Source organism: Duganella sacchari, from assembly GCF_900143065.1.
Taxonomy (GTDB): domain Bacteria; phylum Pseudomonadota; class Gammaproteobacteria; order Burkholderiales; family Burkholderiaceae_D; genus Rugamonas; species Rugamonas sacchari.
On the sequence record NZ_FRCX01000008.1, the window covers coordinates 46,286 to 69,100 of the forward strand.

At 62.6% G+C, this 22,815-nt stretch carries 19 protein-coding genes and 1 tRNA gene; 14 read left to right on the forward strand and 6 right to left on the reverse strand.

Annotation, left to right across the window (positions count from 1 at the left end):
• Positions 1 to 20: 20 nt before the first annotated feature.
• Both lysA and lptM read right to left on the reverse strand, forming a co-directional pair.
• The gene (gene lysA / locus BUA36_RS18750) at positions 21 to 1,298 is read right to left on the reverse strand and encodes a diaminopimelate decarboxylase (RefSeq protein WP_072786848.1); all 1,278 of its coding nucleotides are present in this window, start codon (positions 1,296 to 1,298) and stop codon (positions 21 to 23) included.
• Positions 1,298 to 1,477: an LPS translocon maturation chaperone LptM gene (lptM, locus tag BUA36_RS31645; RefSeq protein ID WP_139260638.1), complete on the reverse strand. Its 180-nt coding sequence runs from the start codon at positions 1,475 to 1,477 to the stop codon at positions 1,298 to 1,300. The genes lysA and lptM overlap by 1 nt, the downstream gene beginning before the upstream one ends.
• A gap of 42 nt (positions 1,478 to 1,519) precedes the next feature.
• Here lptM and cyaY point away from each other — a divergent pair, with 42 nt between their 5' ends.
• Entirely contained in the window at positions 1,520 to 1,849 is a 330-nt protein-coding gene (cyaY, locus tag BUA36_RS18755; protein ID WP_072786849.1) for an iron donor protein CyaY, read from the forward strand.
• Between the two features lie 45 nt (positions 1,850 to 1,894).
• Here the strand turns inward: cyaY and BUA36_RS18760 are convergent, their stop codons facing one another.
• Positions 1,895 to 4,255, reverse strand: coding sequence for a penicillin-binding protein 1A (locus BUA36_RS18760; protein WP_072786850.1), 2,361 nt, complete (start codon positions 4,253 to 4,255; stop codon positions 1,895 to 1,897).
• 330 nt (positions 4,256 to 4,585) lie between these two features.
• Here BUA36_RS18760 and BUA36_RS18765 point away from each other — a divergent pair, with 330 nt between their 5' ends.
• From BUA36_RS18765 to BUA36_RS18805, 9 genes are all read left to right on the forward strand, one after another.
• Positions 4,586 to 5,662: a pilus assembly protein PilM gene (locus BUA36_RS18765; protein ID WP_072786851.1), complete on the forward strand. Its 1,077-nt coding sequence runs from the start codon at positions 4,586 to 4,588 to the stop codon at positions 5,660 to 5,662.
• Positions 5,662 to 6,324: a PilN domain-containing protein gene (locus BUA36_RS18770; protein WP_072786852.1), complete on the forward strand. Its 663-nt coding sequence runs from the start codon at positions 5,662 to 5,664 to the stop codon at positions 6,322 to 6,324. Before BUA36_RS18765 ends, BUA36_RS18770 begins: the two co-directional genes overlap by 1 nt.
• Before the next feature lie 11 nt (positions 6,325 to 6,335).
• Positions 6,336 to 7,010 carry a type IV pilus inner membrane component PilO gene (locus BUA36_RS18775; protein ID WP_072786853.1) on the forward strand — a complete coding sequence of 225 codons (675 nt, stop codon included), beginning with the start codon at positions 6,336 to 6,338 and terminating at the stop codon, positions 7,008 to 7,010.
• Positions 7,007 to 7,543 (forward strand): pilus assembly protein PilP, encoded by a 537-nt coding sequence (locus BUA36_RS18780; RefSeq protein ID WP_072786854.1) that lies wholly within the window; start codon positions 7,007 to 7,009, stop codon positions 7,541 to 7,543. The genes BUA36_RS18775 and BUA36_RS18780 overlap by 4 nt, the downstream gene beginning before the upstream one ends.
• Entirely contained in the window at positions 7,540 to 9,714 is a 2,175-nt protein-coding gene (locus tag BUA36_RS18785; protein WP_072786855.1) for a type IV pilus secretin PilQ, read from the forward strand. The genes BUA36_RS18780 and BUA36_RS18785 overlap by 4 nt, the downstream gene beginning before the upstream one ends.
• A gap of 29 nt (positions 9,715 to 9,743) precedes the next feature.
• Positions 9,744 to 11,921 carry a beta strand repeat-containing protein gene (locus tag BUA36_RS18790; RefSeq protein ID WP_072787072.1) on the forward strand — a complete coding sequence of 726 codons (2,178 nt, stop codon included), beginning with the start codon at positions 9,744 to 9,746 and terminating at the stop codon, positions 11,919 to 11,921.
• 10 nt (positions 11,922 to 11,931) lie between these two features.
• On the forward strand, positions 11,932 to 13,575 hold the full coding sequence (aroKB, locus tag BUA36_RS18795; protein ID WP_072786856.1) for a bifunctional shikimate kinase/3-dehydroquinate synthase AroKB: 1,644 nt from the start codon (positions 11,932 to 11,934) through the stop codon (positions 13,573 to 13,575).
• Positions 13,576 to 13,588: 13 nt separating this feature from the next.
• A complete protein-coding gene (locus BUA36_RS18800) occupies positions 13,589 to 14,725 on the forward strand; it encodes a deoxyguanosinetriphosphate triphosphohydrolase (RefSeq protein WP_072786857.1) in 1,137 nt (378 codons plus the stop codon).
• A gap of 79 nt (positions 14,726 to 14,804) precedes the next feature.
• Positions 14,805 to 15,329, forward strand: a complete 525-nt coding sequence (locus BUA36_RS18805; RefSeq protein WP_072786858.1) for a hypothetical protein — start codon at positions 14,805 to 14,807, stop codon at positions 15,327 to 15,329.
• Here the strand turns inward: BUA36_RS18805 and mutY are convergent.
• The 3 genes from mutY to mutM are packed head-to-tail and all read right to left on the reverse strand — an operon-like array spanning position 15,326 to position 19,243.
• Positions 15,326 to 16,456, reverse strand: coding sequence for an A/G-specific adenine glycosylase (gene mutY, locus BUA36_RS18810; protein ID WP_072786859.1), 1,131 nt, complete (start codon positions 16,454 to 16,456; stop codon positions 15,326 to 15,328). The genes BUA36_RS18805 and mutY overlap by 4 nt on opposite strands.
• Positions 16,457 to 16,467: 11 nt before the next feature.
• The gene (locus tag BUA36_RS18815) at positions 16,468 to 18,396 is read right to left on the reverse strand and encodes a dynamin family protein (RefSeq protein WP_072787073.1); all 1,929 of its coding nucleotides are present in this window, start codon (positions 18,394 to 18,396) and stop codon (positions 16,468 to 16,470) included.
• A 13-nt stretch (positions 18,397 to 18,409) separates the two neighbouring features.
• A complete protein-coding gene (mutM, locus tag BUA36_RS18820; RefSeq protein ID WP_072786860.1) occupies positions 18,410 to 19,243 on the reverse strand; it encodes a bifunctional DNA-formamidopyrimidine glycosylase/DNA-(apurinic or apyrimidinic site) lyase in 834 nt (277 codons plus the stop codon).
• A gap of 132 nt (positions 19,244 to 19,375) precedes the next feature.
• Between mutM and BUA36_RS18825 the strand changes: the two genes are divergently transcribed.
• The 4 genes from BUA36_RS18825 (at position 19,376) to BUA36_RS18840 (ending at position 22,791) form a co-directional block, all read left to right on the forward strand.
• Entirely contained in the window at positions 19,376 to 21,163 is a 1,788-nt protein-coding gene (locus BUA36_RS18825) for a tetratricopeptide repeat protein (protein WP_072786861.1), read from the forward strand.
• Positions 21,164 to 21,763 (forward strand): outer membrane lipoprotein LolB, encoded by a 600-nt coding sequence (locus BUA36_RS18830; RefSeq protein WP_072786862.1) that lies wholly within the window; start codon positions 21,164 to 21,166, stop codon positions 21,761 to 21,763.
• 9 nt (positions 21,764 to 21,772) lie between these two features.
• Positions 21,773 to 22,639 carry a 4-(cytidine 5'-diphospho)-2-C-methyl-D-erythritol kinase gene (gene ispE / locus BUA36_RS18835; RefSeq protein WP_072786863.1) on the forward strand — a complete coding sequence of 289 codons (867 nt, stop codon included), beginning with the start codon at positions 21,773 to 21,775 and terminating at the stop codon, positions 22,637 to 22,639.
• Between the two features lie 75 nt (positions 22,640 to 22,714).
• Positions 22,715 to 22,791 (forward strand) — tRNA-Gln (locus BUA36_RS18840).
• The last annotated feature ends 24 nt before the right edge of the window (positions 22,792 to 22,815 follow it).

Here is a 22,815-nt window from a genome sequence, read left to right on the forward strand (position 1 = left end):
GAACTGACCCCGGATTGGGTTTATTTGATGAGCGATTCCAGCGCGTAGAGGTCGGCCGGGTTTTCGCGCTGGCGGACCAGGTGGCAGACGCTGCCATCGACGATCACTTCGGCTGCGCGGCCACGCGTGTTGTAGTTGGACGCCATCGTCATGCCATAGGCGCCTGCGGTGTGCATCACGAGCAGGTCGCCAGCTTCTACCGCCAGTGCACGGTCGCGCGCCAGCCAGTCGCCGGATTCGCAGATCGGTCCGACCACGTCGTAGGTCGCAGCGGCCGCGCCGTTTTGCACCACCGGCTGCATGTCCATCCAGGCCTGGTACAGCGCCGGACGTGCCATGTCGTTCATTGCCGCATCGACGATGCAGAAGTTTCTCTCTTCACCGTGCTTGAGGAATTCCACGCGCGTCAGCAGCACGCCGGTGTCGCCGACAATCGAACGGCCCGGCTCGAAGATCACCTTGATTGGCTTGCCGTCGTGACGCGCGTTGCGCCAGGCATCAATTTTGGCGAACAGGCGGCCCAGGTAGTCGCCCACCGGCACTGGCGCCGATTCGCCGGCTTCACGGTAGTCGATGCCGATGCCGCCGCCGATATCCAGGTGGTGCAGTTCAATGCCTTCCGCACCGAGTTGGTCGATGAGCTCGATCAGGCGGTCCAGCGCTTCCAGCAGCGGCGCGTCGTCCAGCAGTTGCGAGCCGATGTGGCAGTCGATGCCGCTCACTTGCAGGTGCGGCAGCGCGGCGGCCGTGCGGTAGGTTTCCAGCGCATCGGAGAAGGCCACGCCAAACTTGCTGGCTTTCAGACCGGTGGCGATGTAAGGATGGGTCTTGGCATCCACATTGGGATTCACGCGCAGCGAGATGCGCGCTTGCTTGCCCATGGCGCCGGCCACTTCGTTCAGGCGGTGCAGCTCGGGAATCGATTCGACGTTGAAGCACAGGATGTCATGCGACAGCGCCAGGCGCATTTCTTCCACGCTCTTGCCGACGCCGGAGAAGATCACCTTGCGCGGATCACCGCCCGCCGCCAGCACGCGCAGCAGTTCGCCGCCGGAGACGATGTCGAAGCCCGCGCCTTCGCGCGCCAGCAGGTCGAGGATGGCCAGGTTGGAGTTGGCTTTCATGGCGTAGCACACCAGCGCGTCGCGGCCCTGGCAGGCATCGGCGTAGGACGCAAAGTTGGCCAGCAGCCGGGCCTTGGAGTACACATAGGTCGGGGTGCCGAACTCGCCGGCAATGGCGCTCAGCGACGCGCCTTCGGCGTGCAGCACGCCGTCTTTATACGAAAATTGGGACATTATTGTTGAGGGGCTGGAGTAACAGGGCTGGAGGACGAAGCAGGGGCGTCGCCGCTCTTGGCTGGCTTGGCCGCTGGTGGCTTGGGCAGATACAGGGGGCCGGGTTGGCCGCAGCCGCTCAGCAATACGCTCAGACACAGGGTGGCTGTGCCGATAATTAAACGGAATGTGGACTTCACGATAAAATCATGGATTATTTTGTGCAGATACTGGAGTGTAGCATGGGCGAATCAGAATTCCTGGCGCAAGCCGAGGCCACCCTTAACGCGATTGAGGCCAAACTGGACCAGCTCAACGACGAAGACGTGCTGGACGTCGAGTGCAGCCGCAGCGGCAATGTGCTGGAAATCGAGTTTATCGACAATGGTTCCAAGATCATCGTCAACAGCCAGGCCGCGATGCAGGAGCTGTGGGTGGCATCCCGTTCGGGCGGTTACCACTACCGGCAGATCGACGGACGATGGATCAACACGCGCGATAACACCGAGCTGTTTGCTTCGCTGTCGGAGATGGTCAGCGCCCAGGGCGGCAGCCAGGTCAGCCTGGCCTGAACCAGGCGTTTGCGCCGGCGGACACACCAGTCCGCCGGCCTGCCGTCAGAACAGCTCGTTCTTGACGGCGTCCTTGGCTTTTTCTTCAGCCGGGGTGCCGTGTCCCGGCGCGTCGAGGTTATTCACGCCGGCGCCTGGCGGATTCTCCGCGTAGTAGTACTCGTCTCCCACCAGCATCACACCTTCCGGCACCGCGCGTTCTTCGATCGGAATATTCTTCAACGCCTTCTGCATGTAGCCGATCCAGATTGGCAGTGCCAGGCCGCCGCCGGTTTCGCGGTTGCCCAGATTCTTCGGCTGGTCGTAGCCGATCCAGGCAATGCCCACCAGCTTGGCCTGGTAGCCGGCGAACCAGGCGTCGATCGAATCATTGGTGGTACCGGTCTTGCCGGCGATATCGCGGCGGCCCAGCACATTGGCCTTGGCCGCCGTGCCGAAGCGCACCACGTCCTTGAGCATCGAATCCATCAGGAAGGCGTTGCGCTCGTCGATCACGCGGTTTTTCTCGTCGCCCGCCACGTCCGGATGGGCTTGCGACAGGATCTTGCCATCGGCATCGGTCACCTTGGAAATCAGGTAAGGGCTGACCTTGTAGCCGCCATTGGCAAACACCGCGTAGGCGCCGGCCATCTGCAGCGGCGTGACGTTGCCCGCGCCCAGGGCCAGCGTCAGGTAGGGCGGGTTCTTGTCGGCGTCAAAGCCGAAGCGGGTCGCGTATTCCTGGCCGTACTTGGCGCCGATGCGGTGCAGAATGCGGATCGAGATCATGTTCTTGGACTTGGTCAGGCCCTTGCGCATGGTCATCGGGCCTTCGTACTTGCCGTCGTAGTTTTTCGGTTCCCACGCCTGGCCGCCGGTCTGGCCGGCGTCAAACGAGATGGGGGCATCGTTGATGACGGTGGCCGGCGACAGGCCGCGTTCCAGCGAGGCCGAGTAGATGAACGGTTTGAACGACGACCCCGGCTGGCGCCACGCCTGCGTCACGTGGTTGAACTTGTTGCGGTTGTAGTCGAAGCCGCCCACCATGGCCTTGATCGCGCCGTCGGTGGTGCTGGCCGCCACGAACGCCGATTCGATTTCCGGCATCTGCGCCACCTGCCAGTCTTTCCCTTCCTGCATTACGCGGATCACGGCGCCACGGCGGATGCGCTTGTTCGGCGGGTTCTTGTCGGACAGCCATGAGCGGCCCATTTCCAGACCGGGACCGGTGATCTTGATTTCCTCGCCGGACGCGGTGACGGCGGTAATCATCTGCGGCGTGGCTTGCAGCACCATGGCCGCGACGATGTCGTCGTTGTCCGGGTGCTCGGCCAGCGCGGTTTCGATGGCGTCGTCCGCTTCTTCCTTGTTGTTCGGGATGTCGATATAGGCTTCCGGACCACGGTAGGCGTGGCGGCGCTCGTAATCCATCACGCCCTTGCGCAGCGCCAGGTAAGCGGCGTCCTGGTCGGCCTTGGTGATGGTGGTGAACACGTTCAGGCCGCGTGTGTAGGTGTCTTCCTTGAACTGCTCGTACACCAGCTGGCGCGCCAGTTCGGCCACGTACTCGGCATGCACGCCGAATTCGCTGCTGTCGGTTTTGACTTTCAGCTCTTCCGCCTTGGCCGTTTCATATTGCTTGTCCGTGATATAGCCCAGATCGTGCATGCGCTGCAGGATGTACTGTTGCCGGGTACGCGCGCGCTTGGGATTGACTACCGGATTGTAAGCCGATGGCGCTTTGGGCAAGCCCGCCAGCATGGCCGCTTCCGCGATGCTGATGTCGCGCAGGTTTTTGCCGAAATAGATTTGTGCGGCGGACGAGAAACCATAGGCGCGCTGGCCCAGATAAATCTGGTTCATATAGACCTCGAGAATCTGGTCCTTGCTGAGGTTTTTCTCGATCTTCCAGGCCAGCAGCATTTCGTAGACCTTGCGCTTGATGGTCTGCTCGCTGGACAGGAAGAAGTTACGCGCCACCTGCTGGGTGATGGTCGATGCGCCCTGGCGGCCGCCGCCGCCCATCGCATTGTGCACGGCCGCGCGCAGGATGCCGGTGTAGTCGACGCCGCCGTGCTCGTAGAAGCGGTCGTCTTCAATCGCCAGCACGGCTTTTTTCATGACGTCGGGGATGTCCTTGATACGCACCAGGTTGCGGCGCTCTTCACCGAACTCGCCGATGAGGACGTTATCAGCCGAGAAGATGCGCAGCGGCATCTTGGGACGGTAGTCGGTCAGCGTGTCGAGTTCTGGCAGGTTGGGATAAGCCATCGCCAGGCCGAACACAACCAGCAGCACGCCTGTCAGGCCCAGGCCGGCAATGGACAGGCCAGCCGTGAGCAGGAAGCGGGACGCAGGTTTGCGCGGTTTGCCGTCCGCCTTGTCGGCAGGCGGCGAGGGTGGAGGTGCCGAATTGGAATAGGCCATGCAGTACGATCTTTCTATGGAAATGTGCGAGCCATTATAAGCGAGCGCCGCGCCGTACCCTACGACAGTAATATTTCTGCATGAGCAACAAAACAATGGAGTTGCTTTGTTGCTTACGATGGCGAAATAAAGTGTGGCGAAACCCTCACACCAAGGCAATTGTGCACGGTAGAAATACCTTTACACTTAAATAGGCTCGTTTTAATGTACGAGCATATATAAGCCTTCTAAACGCAGGTTTTTAAACGAGTTTCCTTTTATGCAAACAGTTCGACCCCGTGTTCGGATGTACTGCAGAACAGGCGCCAGCCATGACGCCGGAGGAAACGTATGATCGATTTCAAGGCCCTGCTGGGCCAAGGCAACCCGCCGCTGGTGGGCATCGACATCAGCACCTCCAGCGTCCGGCTGGTGGAGCTGGTGCAAGGCGCCAAGGGCGAACTCCGGCTGGAACGCTACGCCGCCGAACCGCTGCCGCGCAACGCCGTCACGGACGGCAATATCGAGAACATGGACCAGGTGGTGGAAGCCGTGCGCCGCGTCTGGAAGAAGAGCGGCACCAAGGCGCGCCATGCAGCGCTGGGCATGCCGCCCGCCGCAGTGATCACCAAGAAAATCATCCTGCCGGCCGGCATGCCGGAAGACCAGCTGGAAGTGCAGGTCGAGTCCGAAGCCAGCCAGTACATTCCGTTCGCGCTGGACGAAGTCAGCCTGGACTTCGACGTGATCGGCCCGGCCGCCAATTCCGCCGAGGATATCGAAGTCATGCTGGCCGCCTCGCGCCGCGAGAAAGTCGAAGACCGCGTGGCGATTGCCGAAGCCTCCGGCCTCAAGGCCAGCGTGATGGATATTGAATCCTATGCCGCGCGCGCCGCGCTGGACCGCGTGATCGCGCAACTGCCCGAGGCGGGCGCGGGCCAGATCATTGCGCTGTTCCAGATCGGCGCCCAGGTCACCCACATTTCCGTGATGCTGGACGGCGCCACCGTCTACGAGCGCGAGCAGCCGTTCGGCGGTACTGCGCTGACGCAGGACATCGTGCGCAGCTACGGCCTATCCTTCGACGAAGCCGAGGCGCGCAAGAAGACCGGCGACCTGCCGGACAACTACCACGCCGAACTGCTCACGCCGTTTCTGGAAAGCGCTGCGCTGGAAGTCACGCGCGCCATCCAGTTCTTTTACACGTCCACCCCGTACACGCGGGTCGACCAGCTGTTCCTGGCCGGCGGCTGCGCGGTCATTCCGGGCCTGCTGGAACTGGTGGCCGCGCGCACGCGCATCTCGAGCGCGGTGATCTCGCCGTTCAAGGGCATGCAGATCGGCCCATCGGTACGCGAATCGCAGTTGCGGCTGGATGCGCCCGCCTACCTGGTGGCCTGCGGCCTGGCCCTGCGGAGGTTCGACTGATGATACGGATTAACCTGCTGCCGCACCGCGAAGCGAAACGCAAGCAAAAGAAGCAAGCCTTCTATGCGCTGCTGGCGTTGGGCGGCGTGGTGGGCGTGGGTGTCGTGCTGCTGGTGGGCGCCTACAACGCGCGCGCCATCTCGATTCAGGAGCAGCGCAATCAGGTGCTGAAAACCGCGATTGTCGATCTCGACCGGAAGATCGCCGAGATCGCCACGCTCAAGCAGGAAATCGAAGCGCTCAAAGCGCGCCAGCAAGCGGTGGAGGATTTGCAGGGCGACCGCAACCAGCCCGTGTATCTGCTGGACGAACTGGTCCGGCAGACGCCGCCCGGCGTGTATCTCAAGGCGTTCCGGCAGGATGGGCAAAAGGTGGCGGTGAATGGCTATGCGCAGTCGCAGGAGCGGGTGTCCGAGCTGCTGCGCAACCTGGCTGGTGTGTCGCCGTGGCTGGAGCGGCCAGACCTGATTGAAGTGAAGTCCACCGGGCTGGGGCAGGGCAAGACGGCCAAGAAGGTGGTGGAGTTCAACCTCAACGTCAACATCAAGCGGCCGCGCGACAAGGACAAGCCGGAAGACGGCGCCAAGGGCAAAGCACCCGCTGCCCCTGCGGGCACGCCCGCCAACGTTCCCGCCAGCGGCTCGCCGCCAGCGCACGCCTAGGAGCGCCGGCGATGGCCAAAGCCACCCTCAATCTGAATTTGCTGTTTGCGCAGTTCGCCGACCAGTTCCGCGACCTGAATGGCCGCCACCCAGGGCAGTGGCCGCTGGCGCCGCGCGTGCTGTGCGCGGTCGGCGTGACGGCGGTGGTGTGCGTGGCTGGCTATTTCGGCTACTGGAGCTCGCAGTTCGAGGAGCAGGATGCGGGCGCGCAGGTCGAGGCCAAGCTGCGCGACGAATACAAGATCAAGATGGCGCAGGCGATCAACCTCGATGCCTTGCGCGCACAAAAGGCCCAGGTCGACCAGTACGTGGAGCGGTTGCAGAAACAGCTGCCCAGCAAGGCCGAGATGGCGGCGCTGCTGACCGACATCAACCAGGCCGGCGCCGGGCGCGGCTTGCAGTTCGACCTGTTCAAGCCGCAGCAGGTGGTGGTCAAGGATTACTACGCCGAGCTGCCGATCGACATCAAGGTGACCGGCAATTACCACGACATCGGTGCCTTCACCGGCGACATCGCCAATCTGCCGCGCATCGTCACGCTCAACAACATGGCGCTCAGCACGGGCAAGGATGGTGTGCTGACACTGGAGGCGGTGGCCAAGACCTTCCGCTACCTGGATCCGGAAGAGGTGGCAGCGCAGCGCAAGGCCGCCGCGGACAAGAAGAAGGCGGCGAAAAAATCATGAGGACGCTGACCGCATTGATGGCATTGCTGCTCTTGGCTGGTTGTGGCGACAGCGACGTGCAGGAAGTCCGTACCTGGATGAAGCAGGTGGACGCCCAGACCAGGGTCAAGGTGCCGCCATTGGCCGAGCCGAAAACCTTTATTCCGTTTGCCTACGTGCACAAGGATGAGCTGGACCCGTTCAATCCCAACAAGCTGCTGGCCGAACTGGCCCGGCAGGCCGCCAGCGGCGGCGCCAGCGGGCTGCATCCCGATACGCAGCGCCGCAAGGAGCTGCTGGAGACGTATCCGCTGGACACCATCAAGATGGTGGGCACCATCGAGAGCCAGGGCGTGCTGTATGCCGTGCTGCAGGTTGACCGCGCTTTGCACCATGTGGTGGTGGGCCAGCACCTGGGCCAGAACTACGGCCGCGTCACCCGCATTGACGATGACAGCGTCAGCCTCAAGGAAATCGTTCAGGACGCCACGGGTGACTGGGTGGAGCGCCTGTCCAGGTTGGAACTGCAGGAAAACAAGGAGACTGCCAAATGAACGCTCATCACACGGCCCGGCGCCTGTTCGCCGCCGCATACTGGGCGCCATTGTTCGCCCTGGCGCTCTGCCTGCAGCTGGCGCCCGCGCGTGCTGACGACCGCGTCGGCAATGGCATTGAATCGATTACCGCCAGCCAGCAGGGCGCCAACCTCATCGTCAAGATCACGATGACCAATAAACCGGCGGAACCGCTGATTAACTTTGCCATCACCAATCCGGCGCGCATCGTCATGGATTTTGGCGCCACCGTCAATGCCACCGGTAAAACCTCGCAGGAGCTGAACCAGGGCGACCTGCGCAGCGTGAATGTGGTGCAGGCCGGCGAACGGTCGCGGCTCGTCTTCAACCTGAAACGTTCGCTCAATTACGCCACTGCGGTGGACGGCAAGTCGGTCATCCTGACCATCGATGGTTCGGGCGGCATCGCTACCGCAGTGGACGCCAGCGGCTTGCCGGTCAAGGCGGCCACGTCGCCAGCACCGACGGGCCGCCAGATGTTGCGCGACCTCGATTTCCGCCGTGGCGCCAACGGCGAAGGCCGGGTGGTGGTCGATCTGCCCAACAACCAGGTGGCAGTCGATGTGCGCCAGACGCCCACCGGCGTGGTGGTGGACTTCCTGCGCACGGGCGTGCCCGACAATCTGCGCCGCCGCCTGGACGTGAGCGACTTTGGCACGCCGGTAGCGCAGGTCACCGCCGTGCCGCAGGGCGAAAATACACGACTGACCATCGAGGCGCGCGGCCTGTGGGAACAGACCGTGTACCAGAGCGACACCCAGCTGGTGGTGGACGTCAAGCCGATCAAGGAAGACCCCAACAAGCTGACGCAGGGCTCGCAAGGCTACCGTGGCGAGAAGCTGTCCTTCAACTTCCAGAACGTGGAAGTGCGCGCGGCCTTGCAGGCGATTGCCGACATTTCCGGTCTCAACATCATCACCAGCGATAGCGTCAGCGGCAACCTGACCCTGCGCCTGAAAGAGGTGCCGTGGGATCAGGCGCTGGATGTGATCCTGCAAGCCAAGGGCCTGGACATGCGCAAGAACGGCTCGGTAATCTGGATCGCGCCCAAGGAGGAATTGCTGACCAAGGAAAAACTGGAGCTGGAGCAGCGCGCGCAGATTGCCGACCTGGAGCCGCTGAAGTCGGAAATCTTCCAGCTCAATTACCAGAAAGCGGAAGCGTTCAAGGTAGTGTTTGGCCTGGAGGGCGGTGATGCCAAAAACCGCATCCTGTCCAAGCGCGGCAGCGCCATCATCGAACCGCGCACCAACCAGCTGTTTGTGACCGACATCGCCTCCAAGCTGGAAGATGTGCGCCGCCTGATTGCCAAGACCGACGTCGCCACCAAGCAGGTGCTGATCGAGGCGCGCATCGTCGAGGCCAGCGACACATTCACGCGCAACCTCGGCGCCAAGCTGGGCTTTTCCGACATGCGTACCATCCGCGGCGGCGATACTGGCTACCAGCTGGGCAACAGCAATACCCGGGTGGCAGTGAGCGGCAACCTGACCGGTGTCGGCGAAAGCACGGGCCAGGTCAAGGTCACGGACAGCAGCTACAACAACACCCAGTTCATCAATCTGCCGGCGGGCAACATCAACGGCGCGCAGGCGGGCAGCCTGGCGGTGAGCCTGTTTTCCTCGGCCGCCAACCGTTTCCTGAACCTGGAGCTGTCCGCGCTGGAAGAAGACGGCACCGGCAAGATCATCTCCAGCCCACGCGTGATCACGGCCGACAAGGCGGTGGCGCTGATCGAGCAGGGCATCGAGCTGCCGTACCAGGTGGCGACCAGCAGCGGCGCTACCTCGATCATGTTCCGCAAGGCCAACCTGCGGCTGGAAGTCACGCCGCAGATCACGCCGGACGGCAATGTCGTGATCGACGTTGACGTCAACAAGGACAGCGTGGGCCAGGAAACCCGTTCTGGCTTTGCCATCGACACCAAGCACGTCAAGACCCAGGTCATGGTCGACAACGGTGGCACGGTGGTGTTGGGCGGCATTTACCAGCAAACCGAACGCAGCACCACCGACAAGGTGCCGCTGCTCGGCGACGTGCCCATCCTGGGCTATCTCTTCCGCAGCAACACCCGCACCAACGACAAGACGGAGCTGCTGGTGTTCATCACGCCCAAGATTGTGGCAGACAAGCTGTCGACGGCGCGGTAATTTGATTCACTTTGAATGAGGTGCGCTTCATGAAAAAAATCATTGGATGGCTGGGCGTGATGGCGTGCGCGGGCCTGCTGGCTGCGTGCGGCGGTGGTGGCGGCTCCCCGGGAACGAATAGCAATGGCCAGGCGCCGTCGAAAGCGGCCAGCGTGACGCTGACGGCCAGTGCCGCCACGATTGCCTCGTCCGGCCTGGATGGCACGGAAGTGACGCTGACGGTCATCGTCAAAGACGGCGGCGGCAATGCCTTGCCCAATGAAACCGTGAACTTCAATGCCAGCTCGGGCACCATCAGCAACCTGAACCGCCTGACCAACACTTCTGGCCAGGTGGTGGAAAAGCTCAGCGTCAAAGGAGACTCCTCGCTGCGCACCATTTCGATTACCGCCAGCGCGGGATCGATCAACTCGAACACCATCACGGTGCAGGTCATCAGTGCGGTGCCGACGCTGACGCTGACGACGGATTCCGGCACGCTGGCGTCGGCCGGCACCACCGGCAACGAGGTCACGGTTAGCGCGCTGGTGCGTGACGCCAACAATACCGTAATGCCGAATGTCACGGTCGACCTGAAGTCCGACTCGGGCGCGCTGACGCTGACCAACCGCGTCACCAATGCGCAAGGCATCGTGACGGAAAAACTGGGGACCGGCGGTGACGCCACCTCGCGCGCGATCAAGATTACCGCTACCGTGCCGGGTGCCGTGCCAGCCACCACGATCGTCAATGTCACGGGTAACCGGCTCACCATCAATGCCGCGCCAACCATCAATGTGGGCGCCAGTGCCGATGTGACGGTGAAGCTGGTGGATTCGGCCGGCAACGCGCTGGTCGGTAAAACGGTGAACTACAGCTCGAATGCGAATGCGTTGACGGTCAAGGGCGGCGGTACGCCGGTGACCAATTCGGGCGGGCAGCTGGTGCTGACCTACACGGCCAGCAGCGGCTCGGCGGACGTGATCACGGTCAAGTCCATGGGCGAGATTGCCTCGGTCGGCATCGCGGTCAATTCCTCCACCTTTGCCATGAAGGCGCTCGATAGCAGCGGCAATCCGGAAACCTCCGCTGCGATCGGCGGTTGCCAGCAGGTGTCCGTCACCAATGCGCCGGGCGCCACGGTGACCATCAGCACCTCGCGCGGCACGATTTATGCCGAATCGACGTGCCGCACCACACTCAGCAGTCCGCTGGCGGTGTCCGGCGGTGCGGCCTCGGCCTATGTGAATGCCACCAGCCCCGGCGTGGCGACGCTGACCGCCAATTCCGGCGGCCTCACCACGCAGACCGACCTGGAATTCGTGGCGCCAGTGACCAATGCCACCACCATTTCGCTGCAAGCCGATCCCGCCGTGATCGGCGTGAATACGGCGGGCAGCACCACCCAGCAAACCACGCTGCGCGCCATCGTGCGGGATGGCACGCCGCTCAACAACCTGGTCAAGAACGCGACCGTGGCGTTCTCCATCATCAGCGACCCGAGCGGCGGCACGCTGACCCAGCCGGCCGTGGTCACCACCGGCGCCGATGGCACAGCCACCACCAGCTTCATTGCCGGCACGGCCGCGACCGCGCTCAACGGCGTGCAGATTCAGGCCAAGCTGATCGGCGGCTCCGGTCCGACCGCCGCTGTCAACCTGACCGTGGCGCAACGCTCGCTGTTCATCAGCGCCGGCACCGGCAATACCGTTGGCGTGCCCAGCACCACGACTTACCAGATGGACTATGCGGTCATCGTTACCGACGCCGCCGGCAATGCCGTGCCCGGCATCAAGCTGACCGCCTCGGTGCTGCCGGTGACGTATTACAAGGGCGTGCAGCAATACACCTTGCCGGCCGGACCGTGGGAACCGGCCAGCCGCACCGCCTGCGCCAATGAGGACCTCAACAGCAACGGCATCCTGGATGCCGGCGAGGATGTCAATGGCAATGGCCGGCTCGACCCTGGCATTCCGGTGACGGTGACGCCGAGCGTGACCACCGACGCCAGCGGCCGCGCCTCGGTGTCGCTGATCTACCCGCGCGACAATGTTTACTGGCTGGATGTGAACCTGACGATACGCGGCCAGGCCAGCGGCACTGAGTCCAGCTACACCTCTCTGGTACACTTGATGGGATTAAGCGCAGATTACGCCATCAAGACCCAGGACCCACCGGGCCGTAGCAGTCCTTATGGTGTCGGTACGCTGTGCAGTAACCCCTTATAGTGGATGTTGAATGCAGAATGTGTTTCTAGTCGGCCTGATGGGGGCGGGAAAAACCACCATCGGCCGCATCCTGGCGCGCAAGCTGGGGCTGAGGTTTATAGATTCTGACCATGAGATCGAGGCCCGTACCGGCGCCTCGATCCCGTGGATCTTTGAAATCGAGGGCGAGGCGAGCTTCCGCCGCCGCGAGGCGGACGTCATCCGCGAGCTGACCGGGCAGGCGGGCATCGTGCTGGCCACTGGCGGCGGCGCCATTCTGAATCCGGACAACCGCGCCTTCCTCAAGGCGCGCGGCACCGTCATCTACCTGCGCGCCAGCGTCAACAGCATCCTGCAACGCACCGCGCATGACAAGAACCGGCCGCTGCTGCAGACCGCCGACCCGCGCAAAAAACTCGTGGAATTGATGGCGGTGCGCGAGCCCTTGTACATGGAAATTGCCGATTTGGTCATCGATACCGGCCGTCCTAACGTACAATCGATGGTTCAGACCATTTTGAACCAGATGGACGCCCTGGCTTGCGAAGCTGCGCCCAACTGCGTCACTCACGCCGAACCATCGATGAACGAACAATCCAACATCCTGTTAAACGTAGATCTGGGCGAGCGCAGCTACCCGATTTCCATTGGTCCCGCACTGCTCAACGACAGCGCGCTGCTGGCCCGCCATGTGAATGGCAGCAAGGTGGCCATCGTCACCAACACCACCGTGGCGCCGCTCTACCTGGAGCGCATCGAGACGGGGTTGCGTGATGCTGGCAAGCAAGTCACTTCGGTGGTGCTGCCGGATGGCGAGGAGTTCAAGAACTGGGCCAGCCTGATGCAGATTTTCGATAAGCTGCTGGAAACCAAGGCCGACCGCAAGACCACGCTGATCGCGCTGGGCGGCGGCGTGATTGGCGACCTGACCGGCTATGCCGCCGCCAGCTATATGCGCGGCGTCGATTTCATCCAGGTGCCGACCACCTTGCTGTCGCAGGTGGATTCGTCGGTGGGCGGCAAGACCGGCATCAACCACCCGCTGGGCAAGAACATGATTGGCGCGTTCTACCAGCCGCGCGCGGTGATTGCCGACACCTCGACCCTGGAAACCCTGCCGGACCGCGAACTGTCGGCCGGCCTGGCGGAAGTGATCAAGCACGGCGCCATCATTGACGCCGCGTTCTTTGACTGGATCGAAGCGAATATCGGCAAGCTGGTGGCGCGCGACAAGGGCGCGCTGGCATATGCGATTGCGCGTTCCTGCGAGATCAAGGCGGACGTGGTGCGCCAGGACGAACGTGAAGGCGGCCTGCGCGCGATCCTGAACTTCGGCCATACCTTCGGCCACGCGATTGAAGCGGGCCTGGGTTATGGCGTCTGGCTGCACGGCGAGGCCGTCGGCTGCGGCATGGTGATGGCGGCCGACCTGTCGCACCGCATGGGCCTGGTCGATGCGGCCACCGTGGTGCGTCTGCGCAACCTGGTCGCCGCAGCCGGCCTGCCGGTGAAGGCGCCGGACCTCGGCACTGCACAGTGGCTGGAGGCGATGGAAGTCGACAAGAAGAACGAGGGCGGCGCCATCAAGTTCATCCTGCTCAATCCGCTCGGCGCACCGAAGATCACCAACGCGCCGCAGGAGCTGCTGCTGGCGACGCTGGCAGCGCATATCTGACGGGGAGGCTGCGATGTCGCCGGAGGAATACCTCGCGCCGTACGCGGCGCATTCTGAAGGCGGCGTCGGCCGCCGCCATCCCGAGACGGCGCATGCGTCGCGCAGCCAGTTCCAGCGCGACCGCGACCGCATCATCCACTCCTCGGCGTTCCGCCGGCTGGAGTACAAGACCCAGGTCTTCCTCAACCATGAAGGCGATTTGTTCCGCACCCGGCTCACGCACAGCCTGGAGGTGGCGCAGATCGGCCGCTCGCTGGCGCGCAATCTGCGGCTCAATGAAGACCTGGTCGAGGCGATTTCGCTGGCGCACGATCTGGGCCACACGCCGTTCGGCCATGTGGGCCAGGACGTGCTCAACGAGTGCATGAAGGATTACGGCGGCTTCGAGCACAATCTGCAAAGCCTGCGTGTGGTCGATGAGCTGGAAGAGCACTACGGCGCGTGGAATGGCCTGAACCTGATGTTTGAAACGCGCGAGGGCATCCTCAAGCACTGCTCGCTGAACAATGCGCGCCTGCTGGGTCCGGTGGCGCAGCGCTTCATCGACCGCACCCAGCCGTCGCTGGAGGCGCAGCTGACCAATCTGGCCGATGAAATCGCCTACAACAGCCATGATATCGATGACGGCTTGCGTTCGGGGCTGATCTCGATTGCGCAGCTGGAGGAAGTCGATTTCTTTGCCCGCCTGTGGCGCGATGTGCAGCTGGCCTTCCCGGGCCTGTCCGGCCGGCGCGCGATTTATGAAACCTTGCGCCGGTTGATCACGGCCTTGGCAGACGACCTGATCGTGACCTCCACCAGCCGCATTGCCGATGCGGCGCCGCAGCATATCGATGACGTGCGCAACGCGCCGCCGCTGATCCGCTTCTCCGATGGCATGCGCAAGGATGCGACCGAACTCAAGCGCTTCCTGCATGCGAATCTCTATCGCCACTACAAGGTCAACCGCATGCGTGTCAAAGCCAGCCGGATTGTGCGTGAACTGTTTGACTCGTTCATGGCGGAGCCGGTGCTGCTGCCGCCGGATTATCAGGACCAGTCCGGCGACGTGAACAAGCAGGCGCGCAAGATCGCCGACTACATTGCCGGCATGACCGACCGCTACGCGATCCGCGAACACCGCCGCCTGTTCTCCCTCGACGAACTCTGATCTGCCTCAAGCTTCACTGTTCATTGCTGAGCTTGACCCACGCAATCGTGCGGCGGATGATGGTTGACAGGAGGCGGCCATGGATCAGCAAATCAGCGAACGGGTCAGTACACTGGAGACCGAGGTTGCCGTCATCCAGTCCACTTACGTGCGCAAGGACGAGCTTGCTGTATTCCGTGAAGAGATGGGCGTCGGATTCGCCAATACCGATACCGGATTTGCCAAAATACAGACAGAGTTCGCCAAAACAGAGACAGGATTCGCCAAAGCCAGTGCCAAGACCGATCTGGTATACGCTGATCTCAGTGGCAAAATTGATCTCGTGCGTACCGAGCTCAACGCCAAGATAGACAGCGTGCATACTGAGCTTAGTGCCAAGATAGACTTCGTGCGTACTGAGCTCAGTGCCAAGATAGACGGCGTGCATACTGAGCTCAGTGCCAAGATAGACGGCGTGCATACTGAGCTCAGTGCCAAGATCGACGTCGGGTTCGCGCAACTCGATACCAAAATTGCGCAATCAACGACTATGTTGCTGAAGTGGATATTCGCCTCCCAGATCAGCGTTGCCGCCATGTTTGTCGCGGCGATCAAGTATCTCTAGAACATCCGCTGCTGCGGCTCGCGGCGGTCGCCTACCAGGTCCAGCAGCAGTTTCTTGACCGGCGCGGGCAGGGCAGCTTCGGCAAGCTTGGCGGCGTCACACCAGACGTAGCCGGCCTCGGCCGCCATGGCCTGGCGGCGTGCCAGCGTGACCTGGTAGGGCGCAATGTGCAGTTTGTAATGCGTGAAGACATGCGTGACTGTCGACAACCGGTCATAGGATTCCAACTCACCGAAGCGGCCCACTGCCTGCGCCAGCGCACCGTGGTCAGCATCGGCGACCTCGTCGTCCTCGGCCGCGACATGGCCCGCCAGCTCCGGCAGCGACAGCAAGCCGCCCCAGATGCCGGTCGGCGGCCGTTGTTCCAGCAGCACCTGTCCGTTATCGACTATCGCCAGCATCACGGTGTGCTTTTCCGGCGTCGCCTTTTTCGGCTTGCGCACCGGCAGGTCCTTGGTACGCTGGGTGGCAAACGCCACGCAGCGCGGCTGCATCGGGCAGCGCTCACACGACGGACTGCTGCGCGTGCACAAGGTCGCGCCCATGTCCATCAGGCCCTGCGTGTACGACTCGATGCCCGTCTCCGGCAACAGCGCTTCCGCGCGCCGCCACATGGCGTCCTCGGTCTTTTTCTCGCCCGGATAGGTGTCGATGCCAAACACGCGTGCAAACACGCGCTTGACATTGCCATCCATGATGGCCGCGCGCCGGCCACTGGAAAACGCTGCAATCGCCGCCGCCGTTGAACGGCCGATGCCAGGCAACTCCGCCAGCAGCACGGGATCGGCAGGGAATACGCCGTCATACTCCGCCACCACGCGCTGCGCGCATTTGTGCAGATTGCGCGCCCGCGTGTAGTAACCCAGGCCGCTCCATTGCGCCATCACGTCCTCCACCGGCGCGGCGGCCAGATCGCGCAGGGTAGGGAAGCGCTCCAGGAAGCGCGCGTAATACCCGAGCACAGCCGACACCTGCGTCTGCTGCAACATGATTTCAGACAGCCAGATCAAATATGCGTCGGTGGTGTTCTGCCACGGCAGGGCGTGACGGCCATGGACTTTTTGCCAGCCGATCAGATCGGCCGAAAAACTGGGATCTGCAAAATTCTCTACTGCGACTACTTTCATCGTGTTCCTAATTAAGCGGCGGCGTCGAGCGCCACAAACTCCGCGTTGATGGCGATGCTGATGGCGCCGGCCAGTTCGTTGAGACGCATCTTCTGCGCTTCCAGCTCCTGCTGGCTGCGTTCAAACGCATCGATTTTCTGTTCCAGGCTGTCGGTCGCATCGTGGATGCGCTGGATCGACGCCAGCCGGTGTTTCAACTGATCCTTATGCTGCCGGATCTGCGCCTCCAGCGGCGCCATGATGACCTTGAGCCACGCTTCCGCATCGTTGTTGGCGGCCTTGAAGCAGCCGCGCACGCGCGAAGCGATGGTGTCGAAGAACTTTTCCATCAGCACCACGCGGCTGGTGGTAATCAGGGTCGCCGTGCCGAAGGTCTTGTAGTAGATTGCCTCGATGCTGGCCATCTCGTCGCGGTACGGCGCCAGCGAGAACGGCATCGGCAATGCCAGCGTCAGGCCGTGCTCGCTGGAGAAGCGGCGGTACATCACGCCCATCATCTCGGTGATCTCGATGGTCTTGCGCTCCGCTGCGTCCAGATTGGCGCGCGTGCGTTCGAAATAGCTGCGCACCGCATCGCGCACGCCGATGAAAAAGCGGCTGCGCTGCATCTCTTCGCGTACCTGCTCGATATCGTCGCGCACGATGTCCATGCCCATGCAGGTGTACAGCTCGGTCGACAGGCGCGTGAAGACCGCGCGCGTCGCCTGCAGCTTGAACAGGCTGGCGTCGAACTCCTTCTTTTCCACATCAATGCGGCGCATCATGTGCGCCACCACGCTGTGGTTCTTGCCGCGCAGGCTCTTCAGCTCGTGCAGCTGCTCGACGATGCCGCGGATGCGCGCGTTCAGCATGCCTTGCTGCGCCGTGCTCAGGGCCTGCAAATCCTCGCTCAGGTGCCGGCGCACGATGTCCTTCTTGGCCGGAATCAGCTCGTTGAACAGCGCACCTTCCAGCGCATGCAGGCGGCTGCGTGCCTGCAGCTCGACATCGTGATTGATCTTGCCCACCAGCGCCTTTTGCGCCGACACGGGAAACACCTGGCGCGGCTCCAGCGACAGGATGTGGGCGACATTGGCCTGCTGGCGTTCAATCTCGGCGTTGACGTCGTCTTCGCTGCGCAGCTCATCCCACATGCTGTCGATTTTATTCAGCACCACCAGGCGGCCCGCACCGGCGCCGATGTGATTGCGCCAGACTTCGATATCGCTCTTGGTCACGCCGGTATCGGCGGCCAGGATGAACAGCACCGCGTGCGCGTTCGGGATCAGGTTCAGCGTCAGCTCGGGCTCGGTGCCGATGGCGTTCAGACCTGGCGTATCCAGGATTACCAGGCCCTGCTTGAGCAGCGGATGCGGGAAATTGATGATCGCATGCCGCCACAGCGAAATTTCCACATGGCCGTTGTCATCCAGCGTGACCGGCATGTCGGGATCGTCCTCGTCGTACAGGCCGTAGCGCTTGGCTTCTTCCACCGGCACATAGCGCGTCTTGCTGACCTGCTTGAACGCCTCGTGAATGTCGGCGCCCGCGTCCAGGTTCAGCGGCAGCACGGTCCACGCGGCAGGCTGGTCGCGGTAATCGCCGGTGGACAGGTTGTCGGCCCGCGTTTCGATCGGCAGCAGGCGGATCGACGGCGCCAGGCTGGCATCCCACAGCAGCTCGGTGGGGCACATGGTGGTGCGGCCGGCGGCGGACGGCAGGATGCGCTGGCCATATTCGGCAAAGAAGATGGCGTTGATCAGTTCCGATTTACCGCGCGAGAATTCCGCCACAAAGGCGACCGACAGCTTGTCATCCGCCAGCCGGGTCAGGGTGCGGACGATGCGCTGCTCGGTGGCGGCATCGGTCAGGGCTGCGCCCGCCATCCACGTCTGATAGTTTTTCAGCGCGTTGACGACGCCCTGCCGCCAGGCGCTGTACTGTTCAAAATCCCTGACCATCATCTGTCTGCCCTTATTTTTGGCAATTTACACAATAGAAGGTAGAACGCTGCCCCTGTTTGATCTGGCGTATCGGCGCCGCGCACACGCGGCACGGCACACCAGTCCGATCATAGACGAAATAGGTCTGCTGGAAATATCCGGACTGCCCATTCACGCTAATAAAATCGCGCAGCGTGCTGCCGCCCTGGACGATGGCCTCGGCCAGGATCTCGCGCACCGCCTGCGCCAGCTTCTCGTAACGGGCCAGGCTGATGCGTCTGGCCGGCGTTTTCGGGTTGATGCCGGCCCGGAACAGGCTTTCCGACGCATAGATATTGCCCACGCCAACCACGATATCGCCCGCCAGCAGCACCTGCTTGACGGGCGCGCTGCGCTGCCGGGTCTGATCGTACAGCAATTTCCCGCTAAAGCCCGCCTCCAGCGGCTCCACGCCCAGTTCACGCAGCAGGATGTGGTGCTCCAGGTCGCCGTCGGCGGCGTCATGCCACAGCACCGCGCCAAAGCGGCGCGGGTCTTTCATGCGCAGCACCTGGCGGCCGTCCGGGCTGTCCACTTCCAGATCGAAATGGTCATGTTTTTCCGGGGCAATGCCGGGCGCCATGACGCGCAAATGGCCCGACATGCCCAGATGGATGATGAGCGTGCCATGCGCGAAGTGCACCAGCAGGTACTTGCCGCGGCGGCCCGTACTCAGCACCTTGCGGCCCGCCAGCAGCTGCGGCAAGGCGGGCGGGAAGGGCCAGCGCAGGCCCGCGCGGCGCAGCACGACCGCGCGCACGGTGCGGCCTTCGATATGGGGCGCGACGCCGCGCCGGGTAACTTCGACTTCTGGTAATTCTGGCATCTGTCTGGCTGGAGTGGAAAGATAGGCTGGGAATCTGGCCGTAGCGGAATATTTGGTTACACTAGTCAAACTCCGCGCGCGATGCGTTCGGCGTAAAATCTGACGTACTTGCTGACTTGCCAGGATTCCCCTTTGAAAAACGCTTTCGCCATTGTAACCCTCTCTGCCTTGCTGTCGGCGTGCGCTATCGCGCCGCAGAAGCAGGCCGAGTCCGCCGCAACGCCGCAGCCCGCCACGCCTGCCGAACCGGAGGCCGCCGCTGCGGTGGCCGAAGCTCCGGCCCCCACACCGGAAGCGCTGCCCAATACCGAGCTGACCGGCGATCTGCTGTTCCGCATCACCAAGGCGGAACTGGAGTTCAAGCAGGGCAACTGGCAGGGACCGTACATCACCATGATGGCGCTGGCGCAGCAGACGCGCGATCCGCGCCTGGCGCGCCGTGCTGCGGAAATGGCCATGACGGCCAAGCAGGGCGGCGAGGCGATGTCGGCCATCCGTCTGTGGCGCAGCCTGGCGCCGGACTCGGACGATGCGATGCAGTACTTCCTCGGTTTTGCCGTGGCCGGCGATGACCTCAGCGAAGCGGAAGCGTTATTCGAGCAGCGTCTCGCCAATGCGCCGCCGGCGGCACGTCCGCTGGCCATGTTCCAGATGCAGCAATACCTGCTGCGCGCCAAGGATAAGGCGGCCGCCTATACACTGCAGCAGCGCGTGCTGGGGCCGTATGACAGCGTGATGGAGTCGCACCTGATCCTGGCCCAGGGCGCATTTGCCCTGAACGATCCCGTCACCGCGCGCGCCGAAGCGGCCAAGGCGCTGGCCATCAAGCCGGATTCCGAACTGGCCATGCTGACCAGCGCACAGGTGTCGGGCGACATCGATTCTGCCGTCAAAGTGCTGACCGGCTTCCTGCAGCAATATCCCAAAGCGAACGAAGTGCGTGCCGCCTACGCCCGCCTGCTGGTGGACAACAAGCAGCTCGACGAGGCGCGCAAGCAATTCCTGGTACTGCTCAAAGAACAACCGGACAACATTGCCACGCTGTTTGCGCTGGGCGTGATCGGCACCCAGACCAACAATCTGGATGAGGCAGAAAAATACTTCAGCCGTTTCATCGCCGAACTGGAAGCCCACCCCAACGATGAGCGCGACCCGTCGAAAGCCCTGATGATCCTGTCGCAGATCGCCGAACAGCGCGGCGATCTGGACGCGGCCTACAACTGGCTGGACAAGGTCGACAACAGCGATGAAAAAATCTATATCGCCGCCCGCATGAAAATGGCGGCGCTGACTGCGCGCAAAGGCAATGTGGACGCAGCGCGCAAGCAGCTGGCTGACCTCAAGCCCAGCGACCCGAACGACCAGGCGCAGGTGTTCCAGACCGACGCCCAGCTGCTGCGCGACGCGGGCGATCACCGGGCCGCGTTCGTGGTGCTGGAAAACGCCATCAAGCGCTATCCGGGCAATCCCGACCTGCTGTACGACTATGCCCTGGTGGCGGAGAAGCTGGGGCAGGTCGAGCTCATGGAGCGGTCGCTGCGCCAGGTGATGATTGCCGCACCAGACAACCAGCACGCCTACAACGCGCTGGGCTACTCGCTGGCCGAGCGCAACGAGCGTCTGCCGGAAGCCTATACGCTGATCGACAAGGCCATGAAAATGGCGCCTGGCGATCCCTTCATCATGGACAGCATGGGCTGGGTGCAGTACCGCATGGGCAACCTGAGCGAAGCGGAGAGCTATCTGCGCCGCGCTTACGCGTTGCGCAGCGATCCGGAAATCGCCGTGCACCTCGGTGAAGTGCTGTTTGCCAAAGGCGATGTCGATGGCGCGCAAAAAATCTGGAAGGAAGCGCGCGCCAAAGATCCCCAAAACGACGCGCTGAAGAGCACACTGGCGCGCCTCAACCAAAGCCTGTAAATGATACGACCACTACTGATTGCTGTTGCCCTGAGCGCGCTGGCCGGCTGCGCCAGCACGCCTTCCACGCCACGTTCCAGCGCCGCTGTCGCGCCCTACCGCGACAGCGTTGACCTGAATGGCCGCATCGCCATCAACTACAGCCGCGACGGCAAGAAGGAATCGCTGAACGGCACCTTCAGCTGGCATCAAAGCCAGGCCAATACCGACGTCAACCTGATTTCACCGACCGGACAGACGGTGGCCGTCATCAACGTGACGCCGCGTTCGGCCACGCTGACGGAAAGCGGCAAGCCGCCGCGCACCGCACCTGACCTGGATACGCTGACGGCGCAAACGCTGGGCTGGACCTTGCCGGTGTCCGGCCTGCGCGACTGGCTGCAAGGTTATGCCACCGACAGCGAGGGCAAGCGCTTTGTCGCCTCGCCGGCCAACGACAACGTCATCACGCGCGATGGCTGGAAGCTGGAGTACATGAGCTGGCAGGACGAGAGCGCCAAGGTGCCGCAGCCCAAGCGCATTGACGTCACGCGCATCGCGCTGGGGCAGGCGGTGGAGGATATGCAAATCCGCATCGTCATCTATCCCGCCGACCAGTAAAATGCACGCATGACTGAACTGAACCACTGCCCGGCGCCCGCCAAGCTCAACTTATTCCTGCACGTGAATGGCCGCCGTGCAGACGGCTATCACCTGCTGCAAACCGTGTTCCAGCTGATCGATCACGGCGACACGCTGCACTTCACGCTGCGCGACGATACGGTGCTGCGCCGCGTGACCGACATGCCGGGCGTGCCGGAACAGAGCGACCTGATGATTCGTGCGGCAACGCTGCTGCAGGCGGAAGTGCTGCGCCGCACGGGCGTGCTGCCGCGCGGCGTCGATATCGCGATTGACAAGGTGCTGCCCATGGGCGGCGGCGTGGGCGGCGGTTCGTCCGATGCGGCCACCACGCTGATGGCGCTGAACAAGTTGTGGAACGCCGGACTGAGCAAACAGGAACTCATGGATCTGGGCCTGCCGCTGGGCGCCGATATCCCGTTTTTCATCTTTGGCGAGACCGCGTTTGCCGAGGGCGTGGGCGAGGCGCTGCAGCCGGTGCAGGCGCCGGATTGCTGGTATGTGGTTATCGAACCTGGTGTCATGGTGCCAACAGCTGCAATTTTTGGCTCAGAACAATTGACAAGGGATACGCCGGTCGTTAATATAGCGGACTTTTCCAGCCACTCCAGAATAGCGGGGTTTGGAAAGAACGACTTGCAACAGGTAGCAACGAAGTTATTCCCGCCGGTAGCAGAAGCGGTAGAATGGCTAGGTGCTTACGGTGATGCCAGGATGACTGGCTCCGGTGCATGTGTGTTCAGTGCGGTAGCATCCGAGGACGACGCCGACGCGGTACTTGAAAAAGTCCCAGCGAAGTGGAAAGCCTGGAAAGCCAAAGCGCTGCAACAGCATCCGATCATCGCGAAGTTGTAGGACGGAAAAAAGAATTTGCGAAGCGTGAAAATGGCTGTATAATATTGGCCTGTAACGACGAGCAGTCAGTTGCGTAGGGGAATCGCCAAGCTGGTTAAGGCACCGGATTTTGATTCCGGCATACCAAGGTTCGAATCCTTGTTCCCCTGCCATTCGTTTGTATCTGGACCCGTCGA